General features: G+C 40.4%; 27 protein-coding genes. All 27 read left to right on the top strand.

Annotated features, from left to right (window positions below):
- The first annotated feature begins 2 nt into the window (after positions 1–2).
- The 27 genes from C5695_RS20645 (at position 3) to C5695_RS13885 (ending at position 16,627) form a co-directional block, all read left to right on the top strand.
- Positions 3–179 (top strand): hypothetical protein, encoded by a 177-nt coding sequence (locus C5695_RS20645; protein WP_187441845.1) that lies wholly within the window; start codon positions 3–5, stop codon positions 177–179.
- Positions 176–601: a hypothetical protein gene (locus C5695_RS13995; protein WP_117731249.1), complete on the top strand. Its 426-nt coding sequence runs from the start codon at positions 176–178 to the stop codon at positions 599–601. Before C5695_RS20645 ends, C5695_RS13995 begins: the two co-directional genes overlap by 4 nt.
- Before the next feature lie 12 nt (positions 602–613).
- On the top strand, positions 614–805 hold the full coding sequence (locus tag C5695_RS20640) for a hypothetical protein (RefSeq protein ID WP_117731248.1): 192 nt from the start codon (positions 614–616) through the stop codon (positions 803–805).
- A gap of 20 nt (positions 806–825) precedes the next feature.
- Positions 826–969, top strand: coding sequence for a hypothetical protein (locus tag C5695_RS20635; protein WP_187441844.1), 144 nt, complete (start codon positions 826–828; stop codon positions 967–969).
- A 23-nt stretch (positions 970–992) separates the two neighbouring features.
- The gene (locus tag C5695_RS13990) at positions 993–1,181 is read left to right on the top strand and encodes a hypothetical protein (RefSeq protein WP_117731247.1); all 189 of its coding nucleotides are present in this window, start codon (positions 993–995) and stop codon (positions 1,179–1,181) included.
- A gap of 93 nt (positions 1,182–1,274) precedes the next feature.
- Entirely contained in the window at positions 1,275–1,397 is a 123-nt protein-coding gene (locus tag C5695_RS20845; protein ID WP_260857579.1) for a hypothetical protein, read from the top strand.
- 14 nt (positions 1,398–1,411) lie between these two features.
- On the top strand, positions 1,412–1,894 hold the full coding sequence (locus C5695_RS13985; RefSeq protein ID WP_187441843.1) for an ArpU family phage packaging/lysis transcriptional regulator: 483 nt from the start codon (positions 1,412–1,414) through the stop codon (positions 1,892–1,894).
- Entirely contained in the window at positions 1,891–2,433 is a 543-nt protein-coding gene (locus C5695_RS13980) for a site-specific integrase (protein WP_057079030.1), read from the top strand. The genes C5695_RS13985 and C5695_RS13980 overlap by 4 nt, the downstream gene beginning before the upstream one ends.
- A 306-nt stretch (positions 2,434–2,739) precedes the next feature.
- Positions 2,740–3,114: a DUF2513 domain-containing protein gene (locus tag C5695_RS13975; protein ID WP_125482361.1), complete on the top strand. Its 375-nt coding sequence runs from the start codon at positions 2,740–2,742 to the stop codon at positions 3,112–3,114.
- Between the two features lie 146 nt (positions 3,115–3,260).
- Positions 3,261–3,500: a hypothetical protein gene (locus tag C5695_RS13970; RefSeq protein WP_117733133.1), complete on the top strand. Its 240-nt coding sequence runs from the start codon at positions 3,261–3,263 to the stop codon at positions 3,498–3,500.
- Positions 3,501–3,568: 68 nt separating this feature from the next.
- Positions 3,569–4,342 carry a hypothetical protein gene (locus C5695_RS13965; protein WP_117731245.1) on the top strand — a complete coding sequence of 258 codons (774 nt, stop codon included), beginning with the start codon at positions 3,569–3,571 and terminating at the stop codon, positions 4,340–4,342.
- Between the two features lie 130 nt (positions 4,343–4,472).
- Positions 4,473–4,658 carry a hypothetical protein gene (locus tag C5695_RS13960; protein WP_117731244.1) on the top strand — a complete coding sequence of 62 codons (186 nt, stop codon included), beginning with the start codon at positions 4,473–4,475 and terminating at the stop codon, positions 4,656–4,658.
- Positions 4,659–4,967: an HNH endonuclease gene (locus C5695_RS13955; protein ID WP_117731243.1), complete on the top strand. Its 309-nt coding sequence runs from the start codon at positions 4,659–4,661 to the stop codon at positions 4,965–4,967. It begins immediately after the preceding gene.
- Positions 4,968–5,073: 106 nt separating this feature from the next.
- Entirely contained in the window at positions 5,074–5,445 is a 372-nt protein-coding gene (locus C5695_RS13950) for a hypothetical protein (protein WP_117731242.1), read from the top strand.
- Complete coding sequence (locus C5695_RS13945) at positions 5,442–7,127, top strand: terminase large subunit (protein WP_117731241.1); 1,686 nt, start codon at positions 5,442–5,444, stop codon at positions 7,125–7,127. Before C5695_RS13950 ends, C5695_RS13945 begins: the two co-directional genes overlap by 4 nt.
- Positions 7,128–7,145: 18 nt before the next feature.
- Positions 7,146–8,396: a phage portal protein gene (locus tag C5695_RS13940; RefSeq protein ID WP_117731240.1), complete on the top strand. Its 1,251-nt coding sequence runs from the start codon at positions 7,146–7,148 to the stop codon at positions 8,394–8,396.
- The gene (locus C5695_RS13935) at positions 8,335–9,015 is read left to right on the top strand and encodes a head maturation protease, ClpP-related (protein WP_117731239.1); all 681 of its coding nucleotides are present in this window, start codon (positions 8,335–8,337) and stop codon (positions 9,013–9,015) included. Before C5695_RS13940 ends, C5695_RS13935 begins: the two co-directional genes overlap by 62 nt.
- 20 nt (positions 9,016–9,035) lie before the next feature.
- Positions 9,036–10,292, top strand: a complete 1,257-nt coding sequence (locus C5695_RS13930) for a phage major capsid protein (protein ID WP_117731238.1) — start codon at positions 9,036–9,038, stop codon at positions 10,290–10,292.
- Positions 10,293–10,320: 28 nt separating this feature from the next.
- Positions 10,321–10,581 carry a hypothetical protein gene (locus tag C5695_RS13925; protein WP_117731237.1) on the top strand — a complete coding sequence of 87 codons (261 nt, stop codon included), beginning with the start codon at positions 10,321–10,323 and terminating at the stop codon, positions 10,579–10,581.
- Positions 10,574–10,849, top strand: coding sequence for a head-tail connector protein (locus C5695_RS13920; RefSeq protein ID WP_117731236.1), 276 nt, complete (start codon positions 10,574–10,576; stop codon positions 10,847–10,849). The genes C5695_RS13925 and C5695_RS13920 overlap by 8 nt, the downstream gene beginning before the upstream one ends.
- Positions 10,839–11,138: a phage head closure protein gene (locus C5695_RS13915; protein WP_117731235.1), complete on the top strand. Its 300-nt coding sequence runs from the start codon at positions 10,839–10,841 to the stop codon at positions 11,136–11,138. The genes C5695_RS13920 and C5695_RS13915 overlap by 11 nt, the downstream gene beginning before the upstream one ends.
- Positions 11,135–11,491 carry an HK97 gp10 family phage protein gene (locus tag C5695_RS13910; protein ID WP_117731234.1) on the top strand — a complete coding sequence of 119 codons (357 nt, stop codon included), beginning with the start codon at positions 11,135–11,137 and terminating at the stop codon, positions 11,489–11,491. Before C5695_RS13915 ends, C5695_RS13910 begins: the two co-directional genes overlap by 4 nt.
- Positions 11,488–11,817, top strand: coding sequence for a hypothetical protein (locus tag C5695_RS13905; protein WP_117731233.1), 330 nt, complete (start codon positions 11,488–11,490; stop codon positions 11,815–11,817). The genes C5695_RS13910 and C5695_RS13905 overlap by 4 nt, the downstream gene beginning before the upstream one ends.
- Positions 11,818–12,420, top strand: a complete 603-nt coding sequence (locus tag C5695_RS13900; RefSeq protein ID WP_117731232.1) for a major tail protein — start codon at positions 11,818–11,820, stop codon at positions 12,418–12,420.
- Entirely contained in the window at positions 12,420–12,764 is a 345-nt protein-coding gene (locus C5695_RS13895) for a hypothetical protein (protein WP_117731231.1), read from the top strand. The genes C5695_RS13900 and C5695_RS13895 overlap by 1 nt, the downstream gene beginning before the upstream one ends.
- Positions 12,765–13,001: 237 nt before the next feature.
- The gene (locus C5695_RS13890) at positions 13,002–15,821 is read left to right on the top strand and encodes a hypothetical protein (RefSeq protein ID WP_117731230.1); all 2,820 of its coding nucleotides are present in this window, start codon (positions 13,002–13,004) and stop codon (positions 15,819–15,821) included.
- 5 nt (positions 15,822–15,826) lie between these two features.
- Positions 15,827–16,627: a phage tail family protein gene (locus C5695_RS13885; RefSeq protein ID WP_117731229.1), complete on the top strand. Its 801-nt coding sequence runs from the start codon at positions 15,827–15,829 to the stop codon at positions 16,625–16,627.
- Positions 16,628–16,637: the final 10 nt, after the last annotated feature.

Below are 16,637 nucleotides of genomic sequence, written 5' to 3'. Positions count from 1 at the left end.
AGATGACGATTGAAGTTTATTTGAAAATGAGAAATAACGGTAAAACTCTAGAGGAAATACAACGAGATAAAGCCTTGAGCGAAGGAACTGTGCACACTCTTGAACTTGGTTATCAATGTTATCTGAAACGATTACCACTTGACCAGGCTATCGAAATTGTAAAGGAGGTTTCTTTATGAAAAAACTACTAATCACACTAACTATTATTATTGCGGCGGTGCTTTATGCGCCGTCTGCTCAAGCGGTATGGTCAAACTGGCAAACCGAGGGATATGGTCATCAAGCACGAGTCTTTACGGATGACACCAATTACTATGCAGGAGCGAAAACGGTCGATTGGAGAGCGGAAAAGAAGCGATCTAGTACGCTTTATTACACCGCTGGAGTTTACAAAAAGCGAAGCGGTGGCGGCTTAACAGATACGAACCTTGTACAAAGGGGCAGCTTCAAAGCGTCAACGCCTCTAAAGTCGTTTAGTGTCAGCGAAATTCGCAAGCGTACCGGTAAAGGAACATATGTTATCCAGCTGGACTGCTACACTGATTCAGCAAAGAAAAAATATATTGGGACCTTTGAATCCGTTAAATTCAATGTCCGATAGGATGGTGCAAAAATGAATCAGAAAAACAAAAAAGAGCGCATCATCGAATCATTATCTAAAGTTCAAGTATCTAAAAGTCTTAATGAATGCCAAGACAATATGCTTGAAATGCTTTGGAGGATTGCAGAAGGTACCAGATACGAATCGGATGTAAGTGTTGCCTTTGATTGCCTCCGGTATCATTTTGAGAACGTAACTAAATAAGTCCAAGCGGAGGTAGCGGAATGAATCAATATAGAGTGTATGACAAAAGAACAGACGAAACATTGTTTGAGTCTAAAGATAAAATAGATTGTTATTTTTTCATACAAAGCAACTATGACGAGAGTGACGATGATTGGGGACATATTTTCATAGATACAATTTAATAAGTCCAAGCGGAGGTCTTTAAATGAACGAAAGTAACGAACGTAAAGTCGCATACCATGTCAAGGTTAAGGGAATGGACAGCTTTGTCTTTGGTGTTAGATACGATGTAAACAGAACTGACACTCCTGATGCTGTCTTACAAGATTATATTCACGAAAACTACGGAAACAGAGAATACGAGTATCAAGAAATTGAGAATTATTTTAACTAAATAAGTCCAAGACGGAGAGCCTGCGGACACTGATCAACACCTTTTAAGGGTGCTGGTTGGTGTCCGTTTTTTATTTGTCGGAAAGGAGCAGCCATGAAGAAAGAAAAGCCTAAAAAGAACACGCAGAAGCTCACTGACAGAGATTTAAGAGAGTTGATGGGGCAAAACATGCAACGCTTGAAAAGAGCCAAAGGCGGGGCCATGCGCAGAAAATAAAAGGAGTGATTGGGATGACTAATAAAAATGATAAGAATCCAAACGAACAAACAGGTCAAATGAATTTAGATATCCCTCAAATCGACGAGGAAAAAACTAGAGAAAAGATGGAAAGAATGCTAGATAAGTATAAGATGTTAAGGCTTCAAACGCCAGAAGACTTCCTCCCAAAAATCACAACAACATATACCATTACACCGCCGAGTTTTTCCAATCAGTTTCATTCTTCTACGGAAGATGCAGCACTTAAAAAAATGGATTGGGAGATCGAACGGGAAAAATACATGAAGCGAATCGAAAGGGGCATTAATCGTCTTACGCAAAAAGAGCGCCGCATCTTGGTAATGCTCTATATGCAGAATGAAGAAATGTTTGATTATGAAATCTATGCAGAAATGGGTCTAAGCCAGAGGAACTATTACCGATTCAAGAATAAAGCCTTTTACCGTTTAGCCTTCGCACTTAGAGAAGAAGTGTACAAGGGGGGCAAGTCATGAATTTCGTTCAGCCGATAAGAGACTTTGAAAAGGTGGAGCAAATGAAGGCTTATTTAAAAAGGAAAAATAGAAGAAATTATATATTATTCATATTAGGGATCAGTACCGGCTTAAGGATATCTGATATCCTTAAGATCAAAAAGGAAGATTTGCTGAAAACACATCTGGTCCTCAGAGAAACAAAAACGAAGAAGCAAAAGAGAATTCGTATACCGCCATCAGTTAGAAATGAATTGATTGCGTATGCTAAGGACCTTAAAGACGGTTCATACGTGATCAAAAGCAGGCAAGGGGAAAACAAAGCTATAGATAGATCGGTGGCATATCGCATTCTTAGAGAAGCTGCTGAACAAGTGAACATTACTGAAATAGGCACGCACACATTAAGGAAGACCTTCGGCTACCATTTTTATAAACAGACAAAAGATGTGGCCATGCTGCAAGAAATATTCAATCATGCCAGCCCGGATATCACATTGAGATACATTGGAATTAACCAAGACAACATGGATTCCGCAATGATGAAGTTTAAGATATAATTTTTTTAGATATATCTGCACCAAAAAATATCAAAGAGTGCAGTCATTAAAGGGATTTAGAGAAACCTTTATGTGACAAGGATTTCAGCAATTACGGGAGTACAACACACTATATGTTATGGTGTAGTGAAATAGAGTAGTGTGGATTATGGTTTATTATGATGCACAACTGGTATAATTAGAATAAAATTACAGGGTGGTGATTTTGATGGTTAAAGCTATCACAAAAGATATTTAAGAAAATACATAAGCGGCTTCTGATAGAGGTCGCTTTTTTGTTCGTAAATAACTGTATATGAAGAAGGGGTGTTTGCGATTAAAAGGAACATGGATATAATTCGCAAGATATTGATAAAATTAGAAGAAGATGAGTCACCTGCACACTGGAAAAGTTTGAATATAGAAGGTGTAGACGATACATTAGTTAGCTATCATATTAAAATATTATATGAAGCTGGAATGATAGAAGGTAAAGATAAGCAACTTGATCAATATTTCTGGTGGGAAGCTAGAAATCTTACAAATCAGGGCCACGATCTTTTGGATAGTTTAAGGAATGATACCGTGTATAAAAAAATGAAACAACATTTGGGTGAAAAAATTAGTCAGGTACCACTTTCAGAGATTTTAAATTTAGGTACAAAACTAACTAACCAATGGTTGACTAATATATTCGGGTAAGAACAATAAAAGATCATTCTAAATGGCACACTTTTGGCACGATCTTGGCAAAGCATTTTGCCTGAGAGCGGTTAAGATGGTATTAGGTGATAAATTGAGAGCGGCTTCCATTGCGGAGGTCGCTTTTTTATATGGGGGTGTTATCTGTGGTAGAAATTACTGTGAAATCTATGGAGCAGCGTGTGCAAGAAACTGAGGAAATATATCAAGGATCAGATTACTTTAAACAGGTTAAGCGTGTTCCTTATATCGTTGTGAATGCTGAAATCAAACACAAGGGATACGTGATTAAATCAGAGTATACATTCTATGATGCCGAGGATATGTCTTTCAAAGATGCGCAAGAACGCATAATTGATATGCTTGCGAATGGTCTTTCTGAATGATTTTGCGGAATAAATGAGAAGCGCCTGTCTGTGTGATAGGTGCTTTTATTATGAGGAGAGTGTGGAAAATGTATTTAAACTTATCTTATAGAAGCATCTTTGACCAACTGGCTGAGGCATTAACTAAAAAGACTTTGATTGTGACAAGTGCTAAGACAAGGAGAATAGGGAAAACAGCAGCGCTTGTACATCTAGCCACAATTAAAGAATTACCGATTGTGGTCATGGATTTACTGCTTGATAGCTATACCAGAAAATATCCGAGTTTGAAGATTATAGGGGAGACTGCTGCGGAAAGATCAACTCATTTATCAACTGTGCTGGTTGATGAAGGTGTACAGGAAAAAACCATTACTATATTAAGAGATAAGGGCGTAACGGTATCCGGGTTCTTACTTGACAGAAGCACGTTGAAGGCTGGCGAGAAGTATGTTCCATACGAAGAACGGCGAAAGATTGAACACGGCATCGAATATACTAAGGAACTAGGCATCCTTAAATTAATGACCAAAGAAGAAGCAGAGAATCTTGAGCCTCAGACATTTGAAGATCCTCCTTTGCTACAAATTACATTGAAAGATATAAATTCTATTCCTGAGGTAATTCATAAAGGTGAATCATTAAAAGAAAGAGCCAATATAGATTTCAATTGGGAATCGTCTGGACCCGATGAATTTGGTTCTACTTATATCAACTTACAAACGGCAGATATCACAAGTAAGTATCCCGCCGTAAATAGAACACAGTATAAACGTGGAAAAGCATTGAATGAACTGCCAACAAAAGATGATCTTGTTTGGGACAAAGAACGAGGCGTGTACATTCTTCAAAAGAAAAAGTAAGACTGAAAGCACTGTCCAATAGGATGGTGCTTTTCCTATTCGATGTAAAGCGTTCCTGTCTGTTTTCAATATCAAATGGCGGCTAACAAACAGGGGCGGCTTAGATCAAATAATAAAGGAGTGTTTCAACATGCATATCATTGTTGCTACGACAGCATCTAATCTCAATGATAAAAAGAAAGAAGAGATTCGCGAGGAATTAAAACAGGCGATGACATCTGGTATTGCGGTTCTAGGCTCTGGCACTGAAGTCAGAGTGCTTGATGTAGATTTACGTACTAATGCATTAGAAGTGAAAGCGCTGGAAGATAAATAGATGGCCAAGGAGTTCGCCAAGAGTTTCTACAATAGTAGTCGGTGGAAGAAGTGTAGAGCATCATACATCCAATCAAGACAAGGTCTGTGTGAAAGATGTAGGGAACCCGGAAGCATTGTCCATCACAAAGAGTATCTAACACCATACAACATTAATGATCCAGACATCACCTTGAACCATGACATGCTTGAGCTATTGTGTGCAACATGTCACCAACATGAACATTATTTAAAAAATAGTCCAACTGTTGAAGGTGTGATGTTTGATGAGCTTGGAAATTTAATTAAAAGGGAAGGCCCCCCGTTCTAAAAAAGAAATAGGGCATCAATGAAGACCGACGAGAAGCCTTCGAAAAATACACAGGTCATTTCACGTGACCCCCCACCCCATTGACAAGAAAAGAGAGGTGTGATAAATGGCGAAAAAGAAAGAGTTAACGAAAGAAGACAGAGTCAAAAAAGAAATATCGCGATTAAAGAAAGTATTCAAGGAAATGCCGAAAGAAGCGATGGCAGTTGCAGAAGGATTGATAGTTGAAGCTGCTGAGATGCGTGTACGATTAGAAGACATTCGAAAAGACTTGGACGAAAACGGTTATGATGAATGGTTTAGTCAATCAGAAGACCAAATACCGTATGAAAGAGAACGTCCACAGGCGAGACGATACATTCAGATGAATAAAAACTACCAGTCAATCATGAAGCAGCTGGGCGATTATATCCCTAAACCACAAAAAGAAGTGAAAACGGAAGACGACGGTTTCGAAGCCTTCGTGAACAGTCGATGAAAAAATACCCGGTCTCATATAATCCTATTTTGGAGTATTGGTCAAAGATTGAAAGCGGCGAAGAAGTTGTAGGGATCAAGGTAAGAAAAATCTATCAAAAGCTTGCGGCGGATGTCTTCGATCAAGATTCCGAGTATGAATACAGCGCAGAACGCGCAAACCATGCAATTGAATTCATCGAAAACTTTTGTAAGCATTCGAAAGGGAAATGGGCGGGTGAACCGATCGATCTTGAGCTTTGGCAAAAGGCAGGGCTTGCGGCGATATTTGGTTTTATACACAAAGTTGACGGCACACGAAAGCATCGTGAGGTCTTTTTGGTCGTTGCCCGTAAAAACGGAAAGTCTACTCTTTCGTCGGGTGTGTGTTTATACCTTCAAATTGCGGATGGTGAAGGTGGCGCGGAGGTTTATGCAGTAGCAACAAAAGAAAGCCAAGCAAAAATCGTTTGGCTGGAAGCAAAACGAATGGTTAAAAAGTCGCCTGCGCTTGCTAAAAGAATGAAAACCTTAGTAAAAGAAATCATTTCAGACTTCAATGATAGTTCATTTAAGCCTGTTGGATCTGATTCTGATACGCTTGACGGCTTAAACGTACATGGTGCCTCTCTCGATGAAATCCATGCTTGGAAAGATAAGAATCTTTATGATGTCATCGTAGACGGAACGTCATCAAGGGAACAACCCTTGATACTGATGATCACGACCGCCGGAACCGTTAGAGAAGCTGTTTACGACATGAAATATGACGAAGCAGAAATGCTGCTGAATGGTATTGGTGATCCTGATGGATATAAAGACGACCGATTCTTGCCAATCATTTATGAGCTTGATAAACGGGCAGAATGGACAGACGAAAAAAACTGGAAGAAAGCCAATCCGGGTCTTGGCACAATTAAGAAATTGGATACATTACAAACAAAAGTGAACAAAGCGAAAGCCAATCCAATGCTTGTGAAAAACTTATTGACGAAGGATTTTAATGTAAGGGATACATCCACAGAAGCTTGGCTTACGTTTGAGCAGTTAAATAACCCGGCCACATTTGATCTAGCAGAATTAAAACCTAGATACGGAATAGGCGGTTGCGATTTATCCAGTACAACGGATTTGACCGCAGCTAAGGTTATTTTTATGGTCACAGGAGATCCGCATATCTATGTAAAACAAATGTATTGGCTTCCAGAAGACTTGCTTGAAAAAAGAGTCGTTGAAGATAAAATTCGGTACGACCTTTGGCATGAAAATGGTCTCCTGAGAACTACACCGGGAAATAGTGTGCATTATAAATATGTGACGGAATGGTTTGTTGAAATTCAGAATGAATATGACATCTATTTGCCGTGGATCGGCTATGATAGGTGGTCTGCAAAGTATTGGGTTGAGGAAATGCAAGGCTTTTTCGGTAAAGAGGCCATGATCCCTGTTGCTCAAGGAAAGCAAACGTTATCCAGTCCAATGAAATTATTAGGGGCAGACCTTGAAAATAAAATAGTCAATTACAATAACAATCCGATTGATAAGTGGTGTTTAAGTAATACTGCGATTGACATTGATAAAAACCTGAACATACAGCCTGACAAGACAAATAATCAAAGGCGCCGAATTGATGGAACGGCTGCCCTATTAAATGCATATGTCGTGCTTCAGGAGAAGCGAAACGACTATATGAACTTGATTTAAGGAGGTGAGAAATCATTTATGGGCCTTTTCGATTGGTTATTCCCAAAAAAGTCATCTAATGTCACACACCGTTTAGAAATGATTAGCGATAACGGGAATGGGTTTTATTCGTTTGGTGGCAATTTATATAAATCTGACATTGTCAGGGCATGTATCCGACCATTTGCTAAAGCAGCTGGAAAGATGGTAGCAAAGCATATTTTAGATAACAAGCAGAGTGGGGCTTTTAAGATCAATCCGAATGTGAACATTCGCTTTTTATTGGAAGAGCCCAATCCTCTTATGAGCGGCCAAATGATGCAAGAAAAGATCGCCACACATCTTAAACTCAACAATAACGCGTTTATATACATGAAATTCGACAATAACATGTTAAGCGAGCTATGGCCCGTCCCTTGCTCATCTGTTGAAGCTGTTGAAGACAACCAACACAATTTGTTTCTAAAATTCCAATTTAGTAACGGAAAAACTCAAACCATTCCATACAAACATATCATTCATCTGAGAAATGATTTTAACGGTAACGATATTTTCGGGGATCATCCCAGAGATGCTCTTCTTCCTCTCATGAATGTCATTTCTACTGTTGACCAAGGAATGGTATCAGCTGTCAAAAATTCGGCCGTCATCAAGTGGATATTAAAATTCAATTCAACACTACGACCGGAAGACATGAAACAGCAAACGAAAGATTTTACAGAACAATATCTTTCTATCGATTCAAACATGGGCGGTGCAGCTGCGACAGATGCGAAATTTGACGCAACGCAAGTTAAAGATCAAAGTTATGTCCCTGATGATAAGCAAATCGCGGGGTCGGTAAAACGAGTACAGGCTTTCTTTGGTACAAATGAAAAAATAATCATGAGTACGTACACAGAAGATGAATGGAATTCCTATTATGAGGCAGAAATAGAGCCGTTTGCGATGCAAATGTCAAATGAGTATACGAGAAAGCTATTTTCAAGACGTGAAAGAGGATTTGGAAACTCTATTGTATTTGAATCAACGACACTTCAATACGCATCGATGAGTACGAAACTCAATCTTGTGCAGCTGGTCGATCGAGGAATCTTCTGTGCAAATGATGTTCTAAAAATATTCAATATGCCACCTATAGAAGGTGGAAACGAATATGTAAGACGTCTTGATACTGTACCAGTAAGCGATGAGCGCCAGCAGGGAAATGATGAAGGAGGTGAAAAAGATGCCAGCGGACAACCTGACGAAAATACTGGAACTGAAGAACATGACGGAAACGAGCGCTGATCTGTTTTTTTATGGTGATATCGTTTCCTCCTGGTGGGGTTCATGGGATGAAACAGACCAATACCCTGAATCAGTGAAAAATTTCTTGGATTCAGCGAAAGGAAAGGATCTGAATATATACATCAATAGTGGTGGCGGATCAGTATTTGCTGGGATTGCAATTTACAACATGATCAAACGTCATCAAGGCTATAAAAGGGTTTACGTTGATGGAATAGCAGCCTCTATCGCTTCGATCATTGCCCTTGCAGGAGATGAAACTTATATTCCTGCAAACGCCTATTACATGATCCACAAACCGTGGGCTAATGTTTCTGGTAATGCAGACTATTTGAGAACACAGGCAGAAGTCTTGGACACAGTCGAAACAGGTGTAGTGTCTATTTATATGGAGAATGCCCGCGAAGGTATAACTGAGGAACAGATCAGAAAAATGCTTTCAGAAGAAACATGGCTAACAGGCGAAGAGGCTTCACAATATTTCAACGTCAGACTATCTGACGCAGTCGAGGCAGTAGCCTGTCTTTCTGACATGTATAAAGAATTTAAACATCCGCCAAAAGCATTAATGGCCCCGCAGTCAAAGGACAGATCAGCCGAATATATGTTTACATTTTAAAATAACGGGAGGAATACGACATGGATAGAATTAAAGAAATTCAAGCAGCAATCGAAGCGAAGGAAAAAGAAGGAAAGGACTTTGTCAAAGCTAAAAAATTTGATGAAGCTGAGAAGGCCAAAGCAGAATTAGAAGATTTGAAAAATGACCTGAAAGCCGAAATTATGTTTATGAAAGATGATGAAGCTCATTCATTAAATACACAAGCCAATCTGCTTTCATCTGCCAGAGACATTAATGCAGGTGTAAAGCAGGGACAAAAACTCGCTTCATTAGGTGAACAAGATCCGAAAAATGAAAAGCTGAGTGCATCTAAAGAATATTTAAACGCATGGGCCAAAGATTTACGAGGGGATAAATTAAATGAAAAAGAGCTTGAAGTTTTTAATAGAGTAAACAACGAGTTTCAGGCAGCGTTTACGCACACGACTGAGAACACAGGCATTTTAATCCCTGATACTGTAGCAGCTGGCATCTGGAAGCAAATCGAAGAAGATCACCCGCTATGGGATGATGTAACAAGTACACGCATCAAAGGGAACCTGTCATATAAGAAGGGTCTAGGTGCTTCTAGTACAGAAGAATGGTATGACGAGGAAACAGAAACAGAAGAAACAGAAATGAAGTTTGGTGAATTGAATCTGACGGGCTGTGAGCTTTCAAGATCTGTGAGTGTTTCGTGGAAATTAAAATCGATGGCAATTGAGGAACTCGTACCATATATTCAGCGCGAGTTAGCAACGCTCCTAGGAAAAGCACTTTCATACGCAGTATTCAAAGGGAAAGGTCAGCCAGCTGCTACAGATACATTTAAACCAGAACCACAGGGCATCCGCACGGCACTTGCGGCACAAACAAATACACCTCAAATTGAAGTGTATACAGACTTGGGGTATAAAAACTTAACGTCTGCAATGTCTAAAATTCGTTCCACTTACGCAAATGGTGTGACGATTTATGCGAACAACAAAACAATCTGGAATGTTCTAGCGAATCTACTAGACCAAATGGGGCGCCCATTATTCATTCCTGATGTAACAAGCGGTGGTGTTGGTCGTATTTTCGGACGAACAGTCAAAGCTGATGCTTCAATTGACGAAGGTGATATCTTGATCGCTAATCTTTCCGAAGGGTACAAAGCAAACGTCAACCAAGATATTTCTATTGTGACAGAAGATCACGCTAGACATCGTAAAACGGATTACGTGGGATATGCGATTGTTGACGGCGGTGTCATTGACGAAACGGCATTTGCTATTCTAACAGACGAAATCTGATAAAAAAGAGAATAAGGAGGCTTAAGCGATGTTTACAGTCATCAATCCATTTAGAGATAAAACAACAAAGACACGCTACGAAAAAGGCGATACTTTCCTGAGTGAAGATAAGGAGAGAATCGCCTTTTTGATTTCTCAAAAAAGAATTGAGGAATCATCACATCATGAAGCAGACATAACAGAAGAGCCGGAAGAAGAGATGACAACAGCACAACCAGAACAAAAGCTGAAATCGCAAAAAAGCAATAAGAAAAAGAAAGAGATAAAAAAGGGTACAAAAGATGTTTGAATCCGTCAAACGCGCTTTGCGAGTCTCTCATGATCTGTTAGATGATGAGATCAGAGATCTTATTGATGCAGCCAGAATGGACTTGGTGCAGTCTGGCGTATCTTCTGATAAAGCAGGCAGTGAAGATGATCCTCTTATCAAAAGAGCAGTGATCACCTATTGCAAGGCCCATTTTGGCTTATCACAAGTTGATTCAGAAAAATACCAGAAATCTTATGAAATGCTCAAAAATCATTTAGCATTGGCGGGTGATTACAATGTTCAGTGAAGTCATTGAACTGATCACAACTTCTTCACCAGAAGAAGACGAGCTAGGACAATTAATCGAGGTAGAAAAGCGGCGCCAAGTGTTCTGCGAAAGAAAATCGGTTCCCCAGAATGAGTTTTTTCAGGCTGGGATCAGTGGGAAAAAGGCAGCTCATGTTTTCGAAATGCATAAATTCGATTACCAAGAAGAGCTGAAAGTGTCTTATAAAAACAAGGTGTATCACATTTACCGAACGTATGAAAAGCCGGATGAAAAAATCGAATTATACTGCGAGGTGCGTGCAGGGTGACTAGCATAAACAATCTAGCAAATGAAATAGCCAAGCAGCTACAGGCATATACGTCGGAGGTCAAAGAACAGATAGAAGACGCTCAAAAAGCAGTAGCAAAAGAAGGAGCAAATAAGCTGAAACAAACCAGCCCAAAGGACACTGGAGAATATGCAAAAGGATGGCGAGTCAAGAAGCAAAACAAAACATTCGTCATCCACAACGCAACCCAATATCAGTTAACGCACCTTCTTGAAAAAGGACATGCAAATGTCGGAGGCGGCCGAACGTCGCCGCGCGTTCATATCGCACCAGTAGAAACAGAAGTGATTGAGAAATTCACATCTGATGTTGAAAGGATTTTAAGAGGATGAGTCTTGAAAAACTTTATAAATTGCTGAAAGCCACGGGATTACCTGTGGCTTATTCTCATTTTAAAGTATCTGAATCAAATCCAGCGCCTGCGCCGCCTTTCATCACGTATGTAGAGACGGAGACGAACAATTTCAGCGCAGATAATAAAACGTACCACGAGATCAGACCTGTTGATATTGAACTGTATACAAGCAAAAAAGACTTAGAAACAGAAGCACTTATAAAAAAGCTTCTGGATGAAGCGAATATCCCTTTTCAAAAGAACGAGATTTATGTGGAATCACAGGAAGTTTTTAAAATTACGTATGAAGTGGAGTTGATATAAATGGGAGAGAATAAAGTATCTTTCGGTCTTAAGAACGTTCATTATTCACAATATGCTATTAATGAGGATGGGACGATCACTTTTGGTAAACCGAAACCTATTCCGGGCGCAGTAGAAATGTCTAATGAACCAAGGGGCGACATGGTCGAATTTTACGCAGATGACATGCTGTATTATAGCGCGCCTAACAACCAAGGATATGAGGGAACACTTAACATTGCGGACATTCCCACATCCTTTGCGATCGATTGTTTGGGCGAAGAAAAAGACGAAGTAGATGGGGTAATCTCGGAGTATTCCGACGCAAAGCCAAAACCGTTTGCGCTGCTGTTTGAATTTGATGGGGATGTGAAAGCAACAAGACACATTCTCTATAACTGCACGGCGAATCGTCCTACTGTGAACTCAGCTACCAAAACAGATTCAGTCGAGCCAAGTACATCAGAGTTAACGTACATCGCCAGCCCGTTACAAATAAATCAACGGCCGATTGTCAAAACGAAAACAACAGGAAGCACCACAGATGCGGTATACAATACATGGTTCGAAAAGGTGTATGTAAAAGGGCAGGTCAGTTCTACTGAGCCGGGAGGAAATGAGTAATGGAAAAGACAGTGATCATTGACGGAAAAGAAATCCGTTTTAAAACAAATGGAGCGACACCTTTAAAATACAAGTTACAGTTTGGCAAAGATTTTCTATCAGAAATATTAAAGCTAAGCGTTTTGAAGAATATCCAAGACTTTGAAAATATCGATTCATCCGCGATGGAAAAAATTGATTTCGAGGTCTTATACAACATCACATGGACTTTCGCTAAGACGGCTGATCAGACCATCCCTGAACCTGAAAAATGGCTTGAGACATTCGATCAGTTTCCAATTATCGAAGTGTTTGGCGAACTGCAAGAATTATTGATAGCTAATTTACAGTCTAAAAAAAAGTAAATAACGAAGAGCAAGGAACGTCTGAATCTCAGCTTTCTACAGAACAGTTTCTTGCTCTTTGTTATAAATGCAAGCTTACAAGGGCGGATCTTGAGGATATGACAATAGGGATGTGTCTTGATTACGTTGATGAGTATGTAGAAATGACAAATCCGAAGAAGAAAAAGAAAGCTAAAGTTAGAAAAGCAAATCAAGACGACTTCGACAAATTCTAAATGAAATGAGGTGAGAAGAAGCATGGCAGGAAAAAGCCGTATCAAAGGGATCACGATTGAATTAGGCGCAGAAACAACAGGACTAGACAAGGCGTTGAAAGATGTTAATAAGCAAAGCAGGTCCCTACAAACAGAACTGAAAGACGTGGAAAAGTTACTTAAATTCGATCCGAACAATACGGCACTACTTGCACAAAAACAGAAGCTTTTAAGCGACTCCGTTGAGAACACAAGAAAGAAACTCGATCAATTGAAAGCCGCAGAAGCGCAGGTGCAACAACAATTTGAAAGAGGCGACATAAAAGAAGAACAGTATAGGGCCTTTCAAAGGGAGTTGGCGGACACTGCCCGCACCATGCAGCGCTTTGAAACTGCACTTCAAGACATGGATAGGGAACAGCAAAGAGCCGCAGAAGGACAAAGGGATTTAACTCGTCTTTTTGATGCGACTGAATCATCTGTAGAAGATTACGCTAACGCTATCGGCCAAAGACTCGTCAATGCGATTAATAATGGAACGGCCACTAGTCGTGACATGGAACATGCATTGCAACGTATTGGCAGGCAGGCATTAGGCTCCAATGTTGATCTTGAACGTTTACGTTCTACTTTAAGAAGCATGGATAGTGGAAGCTCAATCCAGCAGGTACGTCAGGAGCTTCAGCGTCTTGAATCTCAAGCAGATGATACAAGAAATGCACTTGATGAACTTGATTACGGCATCGAAAACGTTGCAGGCGCGTTGCTTGCTGGAGGCGGTATTTCAGGTGCTGTTGATAAAGCGCTAGACACATCTAATCTGGAAACGAAGATTGACATTTCTTTCGAAGTCCCAGAGTCATCTAAACAGTCAGTATTTGAAGCCATTAAAACTGTAGAGGCTTACGGCGTAGATGCAGAAGCGGCACTCGAAGGCGTGAGAAGACAGTGGGCGCTTAACAAGAACGCATCGGACGAGACAAATGCATCTGTTGTGAAAATGGCCGCGACGATGGCGTCTACATTTGGAGGAATTGATTTTAATGAATTGATTCAGGAAGCCAATGAGGTTGGAGCAACGCTAGGTATCACCAATGAGGAAGCGCTAGGACTCATGAACACGTTGCTTAAAACGGGTTTTCCTCCTGAACAGCTGGATATCATTTCAGAGTACGGCGATCAGATGGCACAAGCAGGATATACAGCGCAAGAAATACAAGCAATTATGGCAGCTGGTGTTGATACGAAAACATGGAACATCGACAACCTTTTAGACGGGCTAAAAGAAGGCCGGATCAAGATGGCTGAATTCGGTGCAGGTACAGACAAAGCGACAAGGCAAATAATTGACGCTGCTGGACTAAGCATTGATAAGTTCGAAGAATGGGGCGTAGCTATTGCAAAGGGAGGCGAAAAAGGTCAAGTAGCAATGCTAGAAGCTACAAAAGCGCTTTCGAAAGTGGATGATGCTGCTGCACGAAATCAACTTGGCGTCAAAATGTTTGGAACTATGTGGGAAGACCAAGGCACCAAAATCATTGACACGATTTTAAATGCAGAAAAAAAGCAGGTGGATCTTAAAGAAGGAACCAATGATCTGAAAGAAGCGATGTCGGAATGGGACAGTGATCCTATGATCGAATTGCAACAGGCTTTCGCCGATCTCCTTGTTGCCTTACAACCAGTGTTATCCATTATTGCTCAAGTCGTCAAGGCTTTTGCGGACTGGGCGTCTAATAATCCCGGTGTTGCTGCAACGATCGTAGCTGTTACGACAGTATTAGGTATTTTGGCAGGCGCTGTCCTTGCTCTATATCCGATATTTGTTGCCCTTACAGCTGCCGCAGCCACAGCGGGCATTTCCATTGGCGCTTTGTTATCTCCTATTTTGGCAGTGGTTGGGGTTGTAGCTGCAATCATTGCTGTTATCGGCATTCTCATCACTGTGTTTGTCACGCTATTTCAACAGAATGAAGCCTTTCGTGAGAAGGTTTTAGAAATCTGGACAGCGATTCAACAAGTTGTATCGACCGTTCTTTCGTTTATCTGGGGCATTATTATGACAGTATTCACGGAAATTTACACGTTTATCAGTGGTATCTTGACTCAAATCATGGAATTTTGGAATGAAAATGGACAACAGATCATGGCCATTGTGTCCACAGTTTTTAACACAATCGTAAGCATTATTCAAATTGCAATGGCAGTTATTTTGCCTATCATTCAAGGCGCTTGGTTTGTTATCCAGACAGTAACTCGTGTGGTATGGGAAACAATTAAGCTCATTGTCGGAACGGCCATAACCCTTGTACTAGGCATCATTCAAACAATCTTAAAACTTTTACAAGGTGATTGGGAAGGCGCTTGGGAAAGTATCAAGAAGACGGCACAAACGATCTGGGATAATATTGTAAAATTCTTTGAGGGAATCGACCTAGTGCAAATTGGAAAAGACATTATCCAAGGTTTGATCGATGGTATCGGATCAATGGCAGGTGCTGTGTGGGATAAAGTGACCGAAATCGGCAGTAATATCAAAGAAGGTTTCACGAACTTTTTCAAGATTAAAAGTCCATCAAGACTTATGCGTGATGATGTAGGGAAGCACATTGGTGCTGGTCTGGAAGTTGGTTTAAGACAATCACAAGCAAAGGTCAATAGGGCATCATTAGCTTTACAGGAAGCAGCTGCACCCGCCGTTCCGCAAGCAACCAGCAATAACATAAACGTGTCTGTCCCTGCCGCACAAATTAAACCCACACCAGTTATTATTGATGGTTATGAACTGACTAAGATTCAGTTCGAGCACATCGACACGATGATCGGTGACGCTATTGATCGGCGCTTAGGAATCAAGGGGTGAGGTAGATGCATTTATCGATATTTAAAGACGGAAAATGGATTGACACCCGGTCAGTGGGTCTTGATGTACTCAGTTTTCGCAAATCTTCCCTTTCTGTAAAAAATGAATACGAATCAGTAGAAGGAAAAAACGGAATGATCCCAGCAGGTACCACATGGGAAGGACGCGATTTGACAGCAGATTTTCTGATTCGCGCAAACGATCATGTCGATCTTGTCTTATTCATTGATGAGCTTATGACTTTATTTACAACGAAAGAAGAAATGGGCCTAGTGGATAGCAGAAGTCCGGGAAAGGTATGGTTCGTAAAGGTTGATAGCACATTCACTCCTGAATTTGTGGACTTGAGTACAGGGAAATTCACTATCAATTTCAAATCATCTAAACCTTGGTGCAGATCCATCGGGCGCACTTATCCGGCTATCGACTTTGAAAATACCGAATGGCAGGGGCTTGTAACTGAACCTTTGACATATAAGAGCAAATCAAAACGTTTCCGCATTTTTAACGGCGGTGTACAGGTAGACCCGAGAGAAATGCCACTTGATATCGTTTTTAAAGGTGCATCCTCAAACCTTCAGATCATTAATTCTACGACAGGGGATCTGTTTACGTATAAAGGAACAACGAAAGCGAATGATGAATTGCACCTTGCTGGCATTAGGCATTTGAAAAATGGGATTAGTATTTTCGCGGAAACCAATCGAAAAAGAATAACATTAGCACCCGGTTGGAATGACATTGAAATCAAAGGGACATCAGGAGCAATAGAAACATCATTTGATTTTCATTTTTGGTATGTATAGGGGGTGGAAA

The sequence above is a fragment of the Bacillus pumilus genome (assembly GCF_003431975.1).
GTDB classification, from domain to species: Bacteria; Bacillota; Bacilli; order Bacillales; family Bacillaceae; genus Bacillus; species Bacillus pumilus_N.
The sequence above is the reverse complement of the archived record's forward strand: the minus strand, read 5'-3'. Positions and strand labels throughout refer to the sequence as shown.

Excerpts from the sequence above, each read along its gene's own strand:
- C5695_RS20645 (WP_187441845.1), top strand. The coding sequence starts at position 3 with ATGACGATTGAAGTTTATTTGAAAATGAGAAATAACGGTAAAACTCTA.
- C5695_RS13995 (WP_117731249.1), top strand. The coding sequence starts at position 176 with ATGAAAAAACTACTAATCACACTAACTATTATTATTGCGGCGGTGCTT.
- C5695_RS20640 (WP_117731248.1), top strand. The coding sequence starts at position 614 with ATGAATCAGAAAAACAAAAAAGAGCGCATCATCGAATCATTATCTAAA.
- C5695_RS20635 (WP_187441844.1), top strand. The coding sequence starts at position 826 with ATGAATCAATATAGAGTGTATGACAAAAGAACAGACGAAACATTGTTT.
- C5695_RS13990 (WP_117731247.1), top strand. The coding sequence starts at position 993 with ATGAACGAAAGTAACGAACGTAAAGTCGCATACCATGTCAAGGTTAAG.
- C5695_RS20845 (WP_260857579.1), top strand. The coding sequence starts at position 1,275 with ATGAAGAAAGAAAAGCCTAAAAAGAACACGCAGAAGCTCACTGACAGA.
- C5695_RS13985 (WP_187441843.1), top strand. The coding sequence starts at position 1,412 with ATGACTAATAAAAATGATAAGAATCCAAACGAACAAACAGGTCAAATG.
- C5695_RS13980 (WP_057079030.1), top strand. The coding sequence starts at position 1,891 with ATGAATTTCGTTCAGCCGATAAGAGACTTTGAAAAGGTGGAGCAAATG.
- C5695_RS13965 (WP_117731245.1), top strand. The coding sequence starts at position 3,569 with ATGTATTTAAACTTATCTTATAGAAGCATCTTTGACCAACTGGCTGAG.
- C5695_RS13960 (WP_117731244.1), top strand. The coding sequence starts at position 4,473 with ATGCATATCATTGTTGCTACGACAGCATCTAATCTCAATGATAAAAAG.
- C5695_RS13955 (WP_117731243.1), top strand. The coding sequence starts at position 4,659 with ATGGCCAAGGAGTTCGCCAAGAGTTTCTACAATAGTAGTCGGTGGAAG.
- C5695_RS13950 (WP_117731242.1), top strand. The coding sequence starts at position 5,074 with ATGGCGAAAAAGAAAGAGTTAACGAAAGAAGACAGAGTCAAAAAAGAA.
- C5695_RS13945 (WP_117731241.1), top strand. The coding sequence starts at position 5,442 with ATGAAAAAATACCCGGTCTCATATAATCCTATTTTGGAGTATTGGTCA.
- C5695_RS13940 (WP_117731240.1), top strand. The coding sequence starts at position 7,146 with ATGGGCCTTTTCGATTGGTTATTCCCAAAAAAGTCATCTAATGTCACA.
- C5695_RS13935 (WP_117731239.1), top strand. The coding sequence starts at position 8,335 with ATGCCAGCGGACAACCTGACGAAAATACTGGAACTGAAGAACATGACG.
- C5695_RS13930 (WP_117731238.1), top strand. The coding sequence starts at position 9,036 with ATGGATAGAATTAAAGAAATTCAAGCAGCAATCGAAGCGAAGGAAAAA.
- C5695_RS13925 (WP_117731237.1), top strand. The coding sequence starts at position 10,321 with ATGTTTACAGTCATCAATCCATTTAGAGATAAAACAACAAAGACACGC.
- C5695_RS13920 (WP_117731236.1), top strand. The coding sequence starts at position 10,574 with ATGTTTGAATCCGTCAAACGCGCTTTGCGAGTCTCTCATGATCTGTTA.
- C5695_RS13915 (WP_117731235.1), top strand. The coding sequence starts at position 10,839 with ATGTTCAGTGAAGTCATTGAACTGATCACAACTTCTTCACCAGAAGAA.
- C5695_RS13905 (WP_117731233.1), top strand. The coding sequence starts at position 11,488 with ATGAGTCTTGAAAAACTTTATAAATTGCTGAAAGCCACGGGATTACCT.
- C5695_RS13900 (WP_117731232.1), top strand. The coding sequence starts at position 11,818 with ATGGGAGAGAATAAAGTATCTTTCGGTCTTAAGAACGTTCATTATTCA.
- C5695_RS13895 (WP_117731231.1), top strand. The coding sequence starts at position 12,420 with ATGGAAAAGACAGTGATCATTGACGGAAAAGAAATCCGTTTTAAAACA.
- C5695_RS13890 (WP_117731230.1), top strand. The coding sequence starts at position 13,002 with ATGGCAGGAAAAAGCCGTATCAAAGGGATCACGATTGAATTAGGCGCA.
- C5695_RS13885 (WP_117731229.1), top strand. The coding sequence starts at position 15,827 with ATGCATTTATCGATATTTAAAGACGGAAAATGGATTGACACCCGGTCA.